Raw genomic sequence first — 15,232 nt, 5'->3', positions numbered from 1 at the left:
GGTACGACGGTCTTCGCGTTCATGTTCGGCAAACAGGCTGATCCGGGGCTTCATCATTGTGGTATTCATTGGTCGCGGGCTGATGCCAGAATTTTACCGAACCTGCGAACGGCAGGATAGGTTTCTAGAGGTACCCTTAAGTATAGGTTCGTGCATGTCGGAGTAGCGGAATGGATAGCCCGCAGAGAGGCCGAATGCGGCCAGCAATCCTACCTATAGGCTACCTTTTCTAAGGACGTAAAAAAGAGCTACGGGAAAATTCACGTAACTCTTTGATTTTATTGCTTATTCTTGGTGGCCCGGGGCGGAATCGAACCACCGACACAAGGATTTTCAATCCTCTGCTCTACCAACTGAGCTACCAGGCCAAGGCGACGATTATAGCAGGCCGGGCGCGGCCTTGGCTAGGCCCGGCCTGCAATCAGTGTTCCGGCGTGATGATGCGCCAGCTCCACGCTGGCAGAGGCGCCGGGTGGGCTTCGCCCGGCAGCGCGTATTGCTGCGGCGCGCCCGACAGGTTGACGATCACCCGCACCACATTCGCTTCCAGCTGGCGCTGGAAGGCGAACACCTGGCTGCTGCTGGCGTCGAGCAGGGTGATGTCGCCGCCGTACTGGCCATTCCACAGCGCCGGATTGTGCTTTTTCAGCGCGATCAGGCCGGTGTAGAACGCGGGCAGTTCCGAGTTCTTGTTCCACAGGATGGGATCTTTCTTGAAGAATTCGAGGCGCTGGCTCATGCCCGTTTCCTGGCCGTCGTAAATCAGCGGCATGCCCGGCAGCGTGAACGTCAGCACCGCCAGCGCCTGGTAGGCGGGGCCGTACAGTTCGCCATCCGTGCCGTCCCAGGTGTTGATGTCGTGGTTGTTGGTGAACAGCATGCGGTAGGCGCTGCGCGGATAGGCTTTGGGCGGGTTGCGGACCCAGGCGCGCAGCTCGTCGGCGCCGGCCTTGCCCTTGCCGATTTTCTTCAGGATGTCGCTCAAGTCCCACGCGTAAGTCATGTCGAAGGCGTGCTCGTGCAGCGCGGGCTCGTTCCATTCGGCCAGCATGAACATCGGCTTGATCTTGTCGAGCTCGGCGCGCGCGTGGTCCCAGAAGGCGGTAGGCACCAGGCCGGCGGCGTCGCAGCGGAAGCCGTCGACGTCGGTTTCGCGCACCCAGTAGGCCATGGCGTCGGTCATGCCTTGCCACAGTCCCTGCCGGTTGAAATCGAGGCCGATGACGTCGGCCCACGATTCGGTGGCGCCCGCATCGTTCTTGAAGGTGACCGGGTAGATCTCGCCCTTGTCGTTTTTCTTGTACCAGTCGGGATGTTCGGTGGCCCACGGGTTGTCCCAGGCCGTGTGGTTGCCGACCCAGTCCAGGATCACGTGCATGCCGAGCCGGTGCGCGTGCTGGACCAGGGCGCGAAAGTCGTTCAGGGTGCCGAATTCGGGATTGACGGCGGTGTAGTTTTGCACGGCGTAGTAGCTGCCCAGCGGGCCTTTGCGGTTGCGCTCGCCGATCGGGTGGATGGGCATTAGCCACAGGATGTCGACGCCCATCGCCTTGATGCGGCCGAGGTCGTTGCTGACGGCGGTGAACGTGCCTTCCTTGCTGTATTGGCGCACATTGATTTCATAGATGGTGGCGCTGCGGGTCCACGGCAGGTGGTCGGCGCCCGGGTGCAGGCCGACGCTCGATGGGTTCAGCTGGCTGACCAGCTGGGCCGAGGCGGCGAGGGGAACGGCCGCGCACAGGGCGAACAGGGCTTGCGTCAGCAAGCGGGTGCTAAGTCTCATGAGTCTCTTTCGTTGTTATGTGTTTTTGATACAGTTGCATTGAAATTGTACGGCAGAACGCCGGCCCAAAACGCCCGCGCCCGCTTCGAAAAGCGGGCGCGTGGTATGGAACCGACAGCGCCGCAACCAGGGTTGCAGCGGCGCGGCGGCGGTGACGCTTACTTCAGCGTGCGCTCAAACAACTCATAGATGCGGCGGTATTCGTCGTACCAGCTTTCCGGCTGCACGAAGCCGTGGCGCTCGACCGGATAGCTGGCCATTTCCCAGTGATCTTTTTTCAGCTCGATCAGGCGCTGCGCCATGCGCACCGAATCCTGGTAAAACACGTTGTCGTCGACCATGCCGTGGGCGATCAGCAGGTTGCCGCGCAAATTGGCCGCGTACTCGATCGGCGACGAGGTTTTATACGCTTCCGGATCGATGGCCGGCGTGTTCAGGATGTTGGCCGTGTAGTCGTGGTTGTAGCTGGTCCAGTCCGACACCGGACGCAGCGCCGCGCCCGACTTGAACACGTCCGGCGCCCGCATCAGCGCCATGAAGGTCATGAAGCCGCCGTAGCTGCCGCCGTAGATGCCGACGTTGTGCGCGTCGCCCTGTTGCTGGGCGACCATCCAGTTGACGCCGTCGATGTAGTCGTCCAGCTCGGGATGGCCCATCTGGCGGTAAATCGCCGTGCGCCAGTTGCGGCCGTAACCCTCGGAGGCGCGGTAATCCATGTCGAGCACGACGTAGCCGCGCGCCACCAGCAGGTTGTGGAACATCTGTTCGCGGAAATAGTTCGGGTAGCGCTCGCTGACGTTTTGCAGATAGCCGGCGCCGTGCACGAACATGACGATGGGGTATTTCTTGCCGGCCTCCAGCGTGGCGGGACGGTAGAGCTTGGCCCACACGGGATCGGCGCCGTGGCTCGACGGTACCGCGACGATTTGCGGCTGTATCCACTCGCGCGCCTTGTAGTCGGCCGTGCGGGTGTCGGTCAGCACGGTGGCGGCGCAGCCGGCCGACGACAGCGTCGCGATCTGCGGCGGCAGGTAGGCGCTCGAGTAGCGCACCAGCAGCTTGGCGCCGTCCGGCGACAGCGAAAAGTCTTCCACGCCGTGCAGGCGGCTCAGCTCGTGCAGCACGCCGTCCTTGGGCGCGACGGCGCACACCTCGTAGGTGCCCGGCAGTTTCGGATTGCACAGGAAGTAGGCGCGGCTGGCGTCGGCGTTCCATTCGACGTGGCTCGCCTCCCACTTGCCCGACGTCACGGCGTGCGACTTGCCGTCGGCGCCCAGCGTGTACAGGTGGGAATAGCCGCTTTCTTCCGACATGAACCACAGCGTATGGTTGTCCGGCAGCCAGCCGAAGTCGTTGCCGCGGTAGTTGATCCAGGCCTCGTCCGTCAAATGGTGCACGGGCTTGAGGGTAGCCTTGGCCAGGTCGATGGTGGCGATCCAGCGGTCCTTGTTGTCGATGGCGCGCAACATCAGCGCGGCCTCGGTGCCGCTGCGGTTCCACTGCACCACGCCGTCTTCGGGATCGACGCGCACGGTGCGGTTGCCCTTGAGCTCGTCGAGCTTTTGCGCCTTGCGCAGCGCGGCCAGCGGATCGACCGCGATGCCGGGCAGCACGTCGTACGACAGCTCGTGGATGGAACGGTCGGCCAGGTCGACCAGCTTGACCATCTGCGGCACGGGGCCGTCGTGGGCCACGCGGTGGCGCTGGTCGACCGCTTCCTCGAAGCCGGACTCGGTGACGTACTTGGCCATCTTGTCCTTGCTGCCCTTGTCGCCGTCCTTGTCGGAGGTGACGACGATCAGGTAGCGGCCGTCCGGCGACAGGGCGCTGCCGTTGAGCGTGAGCTTTTCGCCCAGATACACGGGCAGCGGCGCGCGGGTGGCGTCGGCGTGGCGTTCCTCGTTGCCTTGCGCGCGTTTCTCGTCGCGCTCGGTTTTCTGGCGGGCCAGCGTGGTCATCAGGCGCAGCTGCATGTCGCGCAGGCCGTCGGCCTCGGGCGCGGCGTCCGGGTCCTTGCTCAGGCGCAGCAGGGCGACCGGCGACACCAGGCGCTCGCTGCGGCTCCAGCTGAACCAGTCGTTGCCGACGCGAAATTGCACGTGGGCGCCGTCGGCCGCGTACTGCGGATCGACGGCGGCGGCGCTGCCGCGCACGATCTGCACCAGCGCGCCGTTTTTCAGGTCGCGCTCGAACAGGTCGCCGTTGCGCAGCACGATGGCGCGCGTGTGGTCGCGGTTGTAGACCATGTTGGCGCTGTCGAGATTGGCCAGCTGGGCGTCGCCCACCAGTTTGCTGGCGCCGGCGGCGACGGCGTAGGTGTCATGCAGCGCCGAGCCGATGCGCTTTTGCTTGAAGTACAGCTGGCGGCTGTCCCAGCCCCACCAGGCCGATTCGACGGGCGAGCCTATCCAGTCGGGATGGGCCATGGCCTGGTCCAGCGTGATCGGGGTGGCGGCGGTGGTGGCCGCGGCGGCGAGGGCCAGCGCGGCGGCTAACAGAGGAGGTGCAAAACGCATCGTGATTTCGCTTTGAGAGGGGGAATCGGAAGCGTGGCATGCGCCACGCGAGCCAAATTCTAGCCTATGTATGTCTTAAGCGAAACAAACAGCGAGCGGGGAGCGCCATGGAACTAAATCGGCCTAGCGCAGCACCGTGAACACGATGCCGCGATGCATGGCGCCGGTCGGCCGCAGGCCGGCATATTGCGGCTCGCTGCACGGCTGGTCGTTGCGGGCGTCGTGCGTCAAAAACATGCTGCCGATTTCGAACCATTCTTCGCTGGAAATGACGCGCTGCGCCAGCGGCAGCAATTCCTGTTCTTCTTTTTCCAGCCGCTTGAGCAGATTGTGGCAATACATGTCGATGGTGCGGCACAGGAACTTGCCCTGCATGGTGCTGCGGCGCAAGGTGCGGCGCAGGCATTTGCGCACCGAGCGCAAGATGAGGTTGCCGATGCGCGTCAGCGCCTCCAGGTCGGCCATCATGTCGGCGGCGTCGCGCGTGGCGTTGCGCACGGCCGGCATCAGGCAGCTTTCGACCTTGCCCTGGTGGCGCGCCTCGGCGAAACGGGTCAGTTCCTCGAGCTGCGATTCGATATACACGGGATCGATTTCCTGCGGCCGGCGCGCATTGTTCTGCACGTATTGCAGCAGGCGCGAAATGAAGTGGCGTTCTTTCTTTTGCTCTATCGACAGCGTCAACAAAACATAGGTGGCAGTGAGCATGGCGGTTTCCCTGTATTACGCGAGTGACGTGTGACCACGGGTGCGCGGCGTGCTGGTCGACGTGCCTGGCGAGAAGGGGCTACCTTAGCGCCGAAGCCGTCTCCGGTGACGTCTCTTTTACAATTTTTCACAAAAAATCGGTGCCGTACACATGAAGACATCAGGGTAAAACATGAAGGCAAACTGGCGCTGCGCGAACGGTCATTTCCACCTTGAAAAAACCATTGTGCGACCATCAAGCCTGGCGAAAAAGGTAGCGATGGGAGCGCTTGGACTTGCCATTATGAACCGATTCCGGGCCTGAATATACGCCCTTTGTTTCAAAAGTTTGTCGTTGGGGAACATTTTTCGGAGATCGCGTACACTATCTTGCAACTTCATCCATCTTGCCAGCCGGCCCGCTCCAACCATGAGATTTGTTTTACGCCTGCTCCCCTTGTTGATGATCGCCGCCGCCGGGATGGACGCCAACGCAACGGCCAGCGCCAACGCCAATGTCGCGGCCGAACCGCCGCCGCTGGTCTTCATCGCCCCGACCAACCACGCCATGCCGATGGCGCGGTTCGAGAACGGCGAACTGAGCGGGGGCATGCTCAAGGATCTCGGCGAACTGATCGCGCAGCGGCTGGGACGGCGCCCCGTGTTCATCAGCCGGCCCAGCCGCCGCGTCAGCGACACCCTCAGCAGCGGGCAGGCCGACGCCGTCTGTTACGTGCTGCCCAACTGGCTCACCGGCAGTTACCACTGGAGCCAGCCGCTGATCGCCAACGGCGGCATCGTCGTCGCGCGCGGCGACGCGCCGGTGCTGCGCACGATCGCCGACCTGGCCGACAAGCCTGTCGGCACCATTACCGGCTACCGCTATCCGGAAATCGAAGCGGCGCTCGGCAGCCACTTCGCGCGCGACGACGCGCCGACCATGGAACACAATTTCCGCAAGCTCGACATCGGCCGCATGCAATACGCGCTGACCGAACCGGCCACGCTGAGCTACCGCATGCGCATGGACCCGCAGGCGCATCTGCGCAGCGACATCGTGTTCAACAGCTTCAAGGCGCAATGCGCGTTCTCGCTCAAGTCGACGCTGCCGTTCGCGCAGGTCGACCGCGCCATCAATGGACTGGTCGGCGACGGCAGCATCCAGACGCTGCTCGACCGCTACCGCTGACGGCCGCCTCCATCGGGCGCGCGCCGGCGTATCTTCTGGATGATGCCGTCGGCGCTGAACAGCACCACATACTCGCCGTTCCGTGGCTGGCCGGCGGCGGCCGGCGCGCTGCCGGACGCCGCATATTCATACAGCCAGACCTGGACGCCGCTGTCGAATTTCACGGCCAGCGCCGGCTCGCCCAGCGCCGCCCGCGCTTGCGCGGCGCTGGTCTGGCCGACGACCAGGCTGTGCTCCAGGCGCTCCAGCGCCAGCGGCGGCGTGGCCGGCGCCGTCATCGCGCAGCCGGCCAGAGACAGCGCCAGCATCAGCGCCAGCGTCAAGGGCGGAGCAAAGGCCGCCGCGGCGCGGCGCCGCTTCACCAAGCGCGCCATATGCCATAAGGTGCGCTTCATGGCGCGGCGGACGGCGCGGCGGGCGCCGCATCGTCGATGAACTCGAAGTCGAGCAGCGTATCGTCCGGCCAGCTGCGATCCCACAGCGGCGCGTAGTAGGTGCGGTCGAGCAGCACCTGGCAGTCGCAAAACGGCAACGTCTGGTCGGTCTGCGTGCCGCCCGCGTACAGCATGCGGAACGGCAGCGTGGCGCGGCGCGCGCCCGCTTGCAGCGTCACGCCGAACAGCGGCCGCTCGGCGAAGAACAGGTAGTTGCCGTCGGCCGCCGAGCAGACCTGGTCGGGATCGGTCAGCAGGCGGCCCAGCCACGCGAACAGCGGCTGCGCGTTCGACACCAGGCCGGCCTCCATGCCGACCAGGCACTCCAGCCGCAGGTCGCCGAGGCGGCGCATCCCGGCCGGCACGCCGGGACTGCGCACGTCGGCGCGCCACGTCATGCTGCTGGTTTTGCGGCTGGCGATCAGCGCCGCGTCCTCGCGCAGCGCCTGCGCGTTACGCGGCAGCGTGAAGCTGTTGTCGGCCGCCAGCGGCACCGGCAGCGCGATGGTGTCGCCGACGATTTTCATCGTGATGCCGTCCATGCGCACGCCGGGCAGCCGTGGCAGCAGGCGGAAACGCAGCACGGCGCCGGGCGCCAGCTGGTGCTGGCGTTCGAAACGGTCCATCCCGTCCAGCATCCGGCGATAGGATTTGTCGACCGGGTCGCGGGTGGAATGGATGGTGATGACTTGCGCGGAATCGGCCGGCGCCGATGATTGCGTCGATGGTGGCGTCGACGCTTGCCGCGCCGGCGCGGCCGACGGCGCGGCGCCAGCGGCCAGCAAAGCCGCCATCGCCCATCGTCGCCGCGTCGTGGTCCAGATCATGAGTGCCTCAAGCCGTCTTGAATTTCCGACTCGATGATAGCGGCAAGCGCGCCGCCGCAACGCACAATTGAAGTGCGCCTTGGCGCTAGGCCCGCACCGGTTCGCGCTGGAGCAGCGCATCGAGTTCGCGGCACTGGAAGGCGGCGGCCATCGCGCCGATGGCCGCCGCCAGCGCGCCATCCTGTTCGCCGATCAGCGCGATGACGGCGGCCATGCGCGCCTGGTTCAGTTCCCGCACCGCCACCTGCAAGGCCTCGCGCAGCGCCTCCGGCAGCACGGCCAGCGCGGCGCGCGTCAGCGGCGGCGAGTTATTCACACCGTTGCGCGCAGCGTCGCCGGGCGCCGCGCCGCGTCCATCGCGGGCGCGCTCGAAGCGCAGGCACAGTCCCTGTTCCAGCGCCGCGTACAAGGCCGTTTCCTGCAAGGGCTTGCGCAGGAAGGTGTGCACGCCCAGCTCCACCGCTTCGCGCTCCTGCTCCGCGAACGCGGTCGCCGTCAGCATGACGAAGTAGGGCGGCCGCTCCTGCGGCCGGCGCGCGGCGACGTCGGCGCGGATGCGGCGCACCGCTTCCAGGCCGTCGATGCCGGGCATGCGCCAGTCGATGATGATGAGTTCCGGCGCGAACGTGGCGGCCAGCGCCACCGCCGCCAGGCCGTCGTGCGCCTCGGCCAGCTCGAAGCCCAGCGGTCGCAGCAGCTGCTGCAGCAGCAGGCGCGCGTCGGGATTGTCTTCGGCGATTAGGATGCGGCGTCCCTGCGCGGCCGCCGTCGGCAGCGGCGCGTCCGCGCCCATGGCGTCCGGCGCCGCCGTGGACTGCGCCGGCATCAGCGTCAGCGTGAAGCAAAAGCGCGCGCCCAGTCCCGGCGTCGATTCCAGCGTCAGCGCGCCGCCCATCAGTTGCAGATACTGGCGCGAGATCGCCAGTCCCAGGCCGGTGCCGGCGTTGCGCGCCGGCGTATTCATTTGCACGAAGGGCTCGAAGATGCTGAGCTGGTCGGCCTGCGCCACGCCGATGCCGCTGTCGATCACCTCGAAGGTGATGGCGACGGCGCCGTCCTCGCGCGCGGCGCCGTGCGCGTGGGCCAGCAGCCGCACGCCGCCGCGCGCCGTGAACTTGATGGCGTTGCTGACCAGATTAAGCAGCACCTGCCGCAGCTTGATGGCGTCCACCCGCACCGCCGCCGGAAGGCCGTCCATTTCCAGCGCCAGCGTCAGGCCGGCCTGCGTGGCGCGCCCGTGCAGCAGCTCGACCACGTCGTTGAGCAGCAGGCGCGGATCGGTCTCCTCCTCGCTCAGCTGCAAATGGCCGGCGTCGATTTTCGACAGCGTCAGCACTTCGTTGATGAGGGTCAGCAGGTGGTTGCCGGCGCGGTTGATGATTTCGAGGTTGCGCCGCTGCTCGTCGCTGAGCGTGCCGGCGCGCGCCATCAGCCGCGAAAAGCCGATCACCGCGTTGAGCGGCGTGCGCAGCTCGTGGCTCATATTGGCCAGGAAGGTGCTCTTGGCGCGGTTGGCCGCCTCGGCCTGGCCCAGCGCCGCCACCATGGCCGCCGTGCGCTGGTCGACCAGCTCCTCCAGATGGTCGCGGTGGGCCAGCAATTCCTGCTGCGCCAGGCGGCGCTCGGTGACGTCGGAATAAATCCAGATGCTGCCGTCCTGCGGCCGCGCCGGGTCGATGGCGCAGCCGGCCACCTCGCTCCAGAACACGCTGCCGTCCTTGCGCCGCAATTCCATTTCGGCGCCGTAGTTGAGGCCCGTGGCCAGTTGCGGGTAAATCAGTGCGCCGGTCGCTTCGTAGTCGGCGTCGGTCACATAATAAACCCGGGTCGACAGGCCATTCATCTCGCCCGGACCATAGCCGAACAGCTGTTCGAGCTTGCGGTTGCAGGACACGAAACGGCGGTCCTTCAAGTGGCAGATGCCGACCATGGCGTTGCGCAGCATGGTCTGGTTTTCGGCCAGCAGCTGGCGCGTGAGCTGCTCCTGGCGCCGCCGCTCGGTGATGTCGACCATGCTGGCGCGCGTGATCTGGCGCTGCGGATCGCCCATCGTCGCCACCCGCACTTCGCACAGCGCGATGCGGCCGTCGGCCGTGCGCACGTTGCGCTCGAACAGGATCTCCTGGCCGGCCAGCGCCTGTTCCAGATGATCGCCCATGCTGTCGTCGAGGGAGCGGCCGTCCGGCTGCAGCGGCGCATAGTAGTCGGTGATCCAGCTGGCGGTCAGCGTGGCGCGGTCGACGCCGAACAGCCGTTCCGCGCTCGGATTGGCGTCGAGGATGCGGCGCTGGTCGAAGTCGACGACGACGATGGCCTCCGGCGCCTGTTCGATCTGGCGCCGGTAGTGCGCCTCGCTGAGCGCCTGCGCGCGTTCGGCCGCGCGCCGGCGCCGGTTTTGCCACGCCAGCGCCAACAGCATCGCCGACAGCAGCACGATGGTCACGCCGCTGGCGACGACGAAGTAGCGGTACTGGCTCCACAAGGTCACCGGCCGGTTGACGAACACGGTGCCGGCGGGCAGCCGGTCCGGGTCGGCGCGCCAGAGCCGCATCTGCCGCAAGTCGAAATACGGCCGCACGGCGGTCGGCAATTCCGACACGTGGGCGCGCGGCGCCGTGCTCAGGACCGCGCGCGCCATGTCGGCGCCGGTGGCGGTGAAGTCGGCCATCATGCCGCCGAGGACATTCGGCCCCAGACTCGTTTCGTAGAAAGTGAAGACCGGCGCCCGCGAGAGCGCCGCCATGCGGCGCAGGGAATCGCCCGGCACGTAGACCTGGCCGTTGTCGTCGCGCGAATAGCCGCTGCTGATGGCGATGGTGTCGGGTGGCGCCGCCGCCAGCTGCCGCACCACCTGGTCCAGTGGCCGGCCGTCGCTGTAGTCGATGGCCAGCCGGTCCCGCCACGGCGCCAGCTGGCGGCGGATGTCGGGCAGGCGCTGGCGCTCGATCTCGCTGGCCCCGCTCAGCACCATCACGCGCCGGGTGGCCGGGTACAGTTCCAGCGCCCGCCGCAGCGTGCCGGCGAAATCGAGGCGCGGCAGCTGGAACACGAAGTCGCGCGTATCGTCGGCCACCTCCGGCGGCATGGCCGTCAACGCCGCCAGCACCGGCGCGTGCGGCGCCAGCATGCGGCCTTCGTGCAGGATGAAGGACAGCGCCGGCAGCTGGAGCACGACCACGGCGTCGACCCGGCGGCCGGCGTATTTCACGGCCAGCAGCTGGCGCAGTTGTTCGCGATACGCCGCTTGCGGATAGCGCAGCAGGTCCAGCGCTTCGACGTGGATGTCGACCAGCGGCACGCCATGCGCGTTCAGTTCGCGCATCATGCTGCTGATATAAAGTTCGATGCCGGTATTGCCGTAGTTGGTCGAGGCCAGTACCAGCACGCTCCTGGTAGGGGCCGCCGGCGCGGTGGCGGCGACTTGCGCGGCGCGGGCGTGGCCAAGGACGCCGCCGAAAACGCAGGCGCACAACAGCGCGGCCAGCCGGCGCCGATGTGCTGCGAACGTGAGGCACAAGACCTGGTGCAAGGACATCCATCCTCCCGACCGCGCTGCGGAACCGGCCACTGGCCGGCGCTGGTGAAGCTCGGACAGTGTAAATCGTAACCGTGCCGCTGTCACGGAGCGCTTGGCCGCCATGGTCCCGCTGTTGTCCCGGTGTCGCGGCATTGCGGCCGGTTTTTGCGCGCCCGGGGCCAGACTTGGTATCATGTCCGGCCACCGGCGCCACGCCGGTATTTTTTTTACAACGTCGGAGATTACGAATGACATTACGTCTGCTGCTGTTAGGGACCGCGATGGCGGCCACCGCGCTGGCGACCAGCACCGTGCTGGCCGCGCCGCGCGGTTTCACCGTCGAGGATATGGTCAACATGGAGCGCGTCGGCAGCCCGGTGCTGTCGCCCGACGCCACCAAGCTGGTCTACACGGTGCGCTCGACCAATATGGACAAGAACCGCGGCAACACGCAGCTGTGGATGCTCGACCTGCGCGCCGCCAAGCCGGTGCCGCAGCGCCTGACCCAGAATGACGCCAGCAGCAGCGATCCCGAATGGTCGCCGAGCGGCGACGCCATCTACTTCCTGTCCGCGCGCGCGGGCAGTTCGCAGGTGTGGCGCCTGCCCTTGAGCGGCGGCGAAGCGGCCAAGGTCACCGACCTGGCGCTCGACGTCGACAATTTCCGCCTCTCGCCGCAGGGCGACCGCCTGGCCCTGAGCCTGGCCGTCTACCGCGACTGCGCCGACCTGGCCTGCACCAAGGCGCGCCTCGACGAGAAAGCGAAGACCAAATCGAGCGGCCAGCTCTTCGACCGCGAATTCGTGCGCCACTGGGACACCTGGAACGACGGCCGCAACGCCGTGCTGTACTCGGCGCCCATCGATAGCACGGGCCGCGTCAGCGCCGCCCCGGTCAGCCTGACCGGCACCCTGGACGGCGACGTGCCGTCCAAGCCCTACGGCGACCACGAGGAATACCACTTCAGCCCCGACGGCAAAACCATCGTCTTCGCCGCGCGCATCGCCGGCCAGACCGAAGCCTGGTCGACCAACTTCGACGTCTACTCGGTGCCGGCCGCCGGCGGCGCGCCGCAAAACCTCACTGCCGACAATCCGGCCTGGGACAGCAATCCGATTTACTCGCCGGACGGCCGCACCCTGGCCTATCTGGCCATGACGCGGCCCGGCTTCGAGGCCGACCGCTTCCACATGGTGCTGATGGATGTCGCCACCGGCAAGAAGCACACGCTGGCCGACCAGTGGGACCGCTCCATCGCCAACTACAACTGGGCGCCGGACGGCAAATCGCTGCTGGTGACGGCCGACGACGTCGGCCAGCACCGCCTGTTCGCTATGGACGCGGCCAGCGGCAAGGTCACGCCGATCAGCGTGCCGGGCGCCGTCGCCGGCTTCGACGCCAAACACGATACGCTCATCATCGAGCAGGCCAAGTTGTCGTCGGCCGCGCAGCTGTTCAAGATGAAGCTCGGCGCCGACGCCGCCAAGGCCACCCAGCTGACGCACCTGAACGAACAGGCGCTGGCCGACGTGCGCTTCGGCGACTACGAGCAGTTTTCGTTCGAGGGCGCCAAGGGCGACATCGTGCACGGCTACGTGGTCAAGCCGTGGAACGCCAGGGCCGGTGAAAAATATCCGGTCGCCTTCCTGGTGCACGGCGGCCCGCAGGGCAGCTTCGGCAACTCGTGGAGCTACCGCTGGAATCCGCAGGTCTACGCCGGCGCCGGCTACGCCGCCGTGATGATCGATTTCCACGGTTCGACCGGCTACGGCCAGAAGTTCACGGACGCCATCAGCGGCGACTGGGGCGGCGCGCCGCTGGAAGACTTGAAAAAAGGCTTGGCCGCGGCGAGCGCGAAATTCCCGTGGCTGGACCGCGAGCGCAGCTGCGCGCTGGGCGCGTCCTACGGCGGCTATATGATGAACTGGATCGAGGGTAACTGGTCCGACGGCTTCCGCTGCATCGTCAACCACGACGGCGTGTTCGATAACCGCGGCATGGCTTACGCGTCGGAAGAGCAGTGGTTCGTCGAGTGGGAAAACGGCGGCACCTATTACGACGTGCCGGCCAACCACGAGAAATTCAACCCGGTCAACTACGTGAAAAACTGGAAGACCCCGATGCTGGTGGTGCAGGGCGACCTGGACTTCCGCATCCCGACCACGCAGGGCCTGGGCGCCTTCGACGCGCTGCAGCGCCGCGGCATCCCGAGCAAGCTGCTGTTCTTCCCCGATGAAAACCACTGGGTGCTGAAGCCGGCCAACTCGGTGCTGTGGCATCACACGGTGCTCAACTGGCTCGATACCTATCTGAAGCCGGAGCAGAAAAACTGACCGCTCGATAATAAAAAAACCGACGCCCGCCAGCCTCACCGCAGCGGGCGTTTTTCTGTCTAAATCATTTATCAAATAATCAAGGACATCGATTTGAAATCCATCGTTTCCCGCATCGCCGCGCTGGCCGTCGCCTCGGCCTTCCTCGTCAACGCCGGCGCCGCCGAAGCGCCGCGGGCCGCCAACAGCTATCTGTCGCAAGCCGATGCCGCCGCGCGTTCGGCCCGCGTCAGCAATGTCGACTACGTGCTGCAATTCGCGCTGACCGGCAAGGAGAGTTTTTCCGGCACCAGCGAACTGCATTTCGACTTGAACGACGCCGCCGCCGCGCTCACCATCGACCTCGATAAGGCCGACATCACGGCGCTGACCGTCAACGGCAAGAGCGTCGCGCCGCAGTACAACGGCTGGTTCCTGACGATCGCGCCGCAGGACCTGCGCCAGGGCCGCAACGTGGTCGCGGTCAGCTACACGCGCCTGCACAGCACCAACGGCGAAGGCCTGCACCGCATGGTCGACCCGGCCGACGGCAAGGTCTACACCTACTCGCACTTCGAGCCGGCCGCCGCGCACCAGATGTTCGCGCTGTTCGACCAGCCGGATTTGAAGGCCAGCTACCAGATCACGGTGACGGCACCGCCCGATTGGACCGTCATCTCGGCCAAGCGCGAAACGTCGGTGACGCCGGCCGGCGACTTCAAACGCTGGACCTTCCCGGCCACGAAAAAACTCAGTCCGTATAACTTCTCCATGCACGCCGGCCCGTACAAGGTCTGGGAAGACGACAGCGGCAAATATCCGATGCGGCTGTTCGCGCGCCAGTCGGTGGCCGCGCAGATCGCGCCGCAGCTGTGGTTCAACTACACCAAGGCCGGCCTGGCCTTCTTCGACGACTACTTCGGCGTGCCTTACCAGTGGGAGAAGTACGACCAGCTGCTGGTGCCGGATTTCCTCTACGGCGCGATGGAAAACTCGGCCGCGATCACCTTCGCCGAAGGCGGCTTCCTGCATTCGGAGGCGATGACGACGGCGCAGAGCGCGAGCCTGGCCGGCGTCATCATGCACGAGATGGCGCACCAGTGGTTCGGCGACCTGGTGACGATGAAGTGGTGGAACGGCTTGTGGCTCAACGAGAGCTTCGCCTCCTTCATGGGCACCCTGGGCACGGCCGAATCGACCGAGTTCAAAAACGAGTGGCAGCATTTTTATTCGACCCGCAAGCAGCAGGCCTATGCGGCCGACCAGCGCGTGACCACGCACCCGATCGAAGTGGCGGTGCCGTCGACGGCCAACGCCTTCGACAATATCGACGCCATCACCTACTCGAAAGGCGCGTCGACGCTGATGCAGCTGCGCCACCTGCTGGGCGCCGACGTGTTCCGCGAGGGCGTGCATAACTATCTGGTCAAGTACGCGTACCAGAACGCCACGCTCGATGACTTCATCGGCAGCCTGGGCGAAGCGGCCCACCGCGACCTCGGTCCGTGGACGCAGTAGTGGTTGTACCAGGCCGGCGTCGACGGCATCGAGGCCAAATACAGCTGCGCCGGCGGCAAGATCGCCGGCTTCACGCTGCATCAAACGGCCACCGCCGCGCTGCCGACGCTGCGCGAACAGCGCGTGCAGGTGGCCGCCTTCAAGCTGGCGGGCGGCAAGCTGGCGCTGACCAACAACGTCGCCGTCACCTACCAGGGCGAGAACACGGCGGTGCCGGAATTGAACGGCGCGGCCTGTCCCGATCTGGTCTATCCGAATTATCAGGACTGGGGTTTTGTGAAGGTGCAGCTGGACCCGCGTTCGTTCGCGACGGCGCGTAAGGACTTGGGCAAGGTGGCCGATCCGCTGCTGCGCTCCATGCTGTGGCAAAGCCTGTGGGACCGCGTGCGCGATGGCCATCTGCCGCTCAACGATTTTCTGGCCACGGTGATGGCCAACCTGCCGGCCGA

The 15,232-nt window shown here is 66.1% G+C and carries 10 protein-coding genes and 1 tRNA gene; 4 read left to right on the top strand and 7 right to left on the bottom strand.

The features are described 5' to 3' along the window. Window positions 1-292: 292 nt before the first annotated feature. The 4 genes from Q0S71_RS05675 to Q0S71_RS05660 all read right to left on the bottom strand — a co-directional run bounded on the left by Q0S71_RS05675 (window position 293) and on the right by Q0S71_RS05660 (window position 5,007). Window positions 293-368, bottom strand: a tRNA-Phe gene (locus tag Q0S71_RS05675). 53 nt (window positions 369-421) lie between these two features. Further along, window positions 422-1,783: an alpha-amylase family glycosyl hydrolase gene (locus Q0S71_RS05670; RefSeq protein ID WP_295992676.1), complete on the bottom strand. Its 1,362-nt coding sequence runs from the start codon at window positions 1,781-1,783 to the stop codon at window positions 422-424. 158 nt (window positions 1,784-1,941) lie between these two features. Then, on the bottom strand, window positions 1,942-4,299 hold the full coding sequence (locus Q0S71_RS05665; protein WP_295992674.1) for a S9 family peptidase: 2,358 nt from the start codon (window positions 4,297-4,299) through the stop codon (window positions 1,942-1,944). Window positions 4,300-4,422: 123 nt separating this feature from the next. Beyond that, on the bottom strand, window positions 4,423-5,007 hold the full coding sequence (locus tag Q0S71_RS05660; protein ID WP_295992672.1) for a hypothetical protein: 585 nt from the start codon (window positions 5,005-5,007) through the stop codon (window positions 4,423-4,425). A 409-nt stretch (window positions 5,008-5,416) separates the two neighbouring features. On the opposite strand from Q0S71_RS05660, the gene Q0S71_RS05655 reads away from it, so the two are divergent. After that, entirely contained in the window at window positions 5,417-6,175 is a 759-nt protein-coding gene (locus Q0S71_RS05655; protein WP_295992669.1) for an ABC transporter substrate-binding protein, read from the top strand. Here the strand turns inward: Q0S71_RS05655 and Q0S71_RS05650 are convergent. From Q0S71_RS05650 to Q0S71_RS05640, 3 genes are all read right to left on the bottom strand, one after another. Further along, complete coding sequence (locus tag Q0S71_RS05650; protein ID WP_295992667.1) at window positions 6,166-6,570, bottom strand: hypothetical protein; 405 nt, start codon at window positions 6,568-6,570, stop codon at window positions 6,166-6,168. The genes Q0S71_RS05655 and Q0S71_RS05650 overlap by 10 nt on opposite strands. Further along, the gene (locus tag Q0S71_RS05645) at window positions 6,567-7,436 is read right to left on the bottom strand and encodes a hypothetical protein (protein ID WP_295992663.1); all 870 of its coding nucleotides are present in this window, start codon (window positions 7,434-7,436) and stop codon (window positions 6,567-6,569) included. The genes Q0S71_RS05650 and Q0S71_RS05645 overlap by 4 nt, the downstream gene beginning before the upstream one ends. 85 nt (window positions 7,437-7,521) lie before the next feature. Then, window positions 7,522-10,971: a PAS domain S-box protein gene (locus Q0S71_RS05640; RefSeq protein ID WP_295992660.1), complete on the bottom strand. Its 3,450-nt coding sequence runs from the start codon at window positions 10,969-10,971 to the stop codon at window positions 7,522-7,524. 230 nt (window positions 10,972-11,201) lie between these two features. On the opposite strand from Q0S71_RS05640, the gene Q0S71_RS05635 reads away from it, so the two are divergent. From Q0S71_RS05635 to Q0S71_RS05625, 3 genes are all read left to right on the top strand, one after another. Next, window positions 11,202-13,286, top strand: coding sequence for a S9 family peptidase (locus Q0S71_RS05635; protein ID WP_295992658.1), 2,085 nt, complete (start codon window positions 11,202-11,204; stop codon window positions 13,284-13,286). A 93-nt stretch (window positions 13,287-13,379) separates the two neighbouring features. Continuing rightward, entirely contained in the window at window positions 13,380-14,783 is a 1,404-nt protein-coding gene (locus Q0S71_RS05630; protein WP_295992652.1) for a M1 family aminopeptidase, read from the top strand. 3 nt (window positions 14,784-14,786) lie between these two features. After that, window positions 14,787-15,232: ERAP1-like C-terminal domain-containing protein (locus tag Q0S71_RS05625; RefSeq protein WP_295992649.1), on the top strand; the 446-nt coding region annotated here is incomplete at its 3' end.

Origin of the sequence: Rugamonas sp. (assembly GCF_025354735.1) — a bacterium.
Lineage (GTDB): Bacteria > Pseudomonadota > Gammaproteobacteria > Burkholderiales > Burkholderiaceae_D > Rugamonas.
The sequence above is the reverse complement of the archived record's forward strand: the minus strand, read 5'-3'. Positions and strand labels throughout refer to the sequence as shown.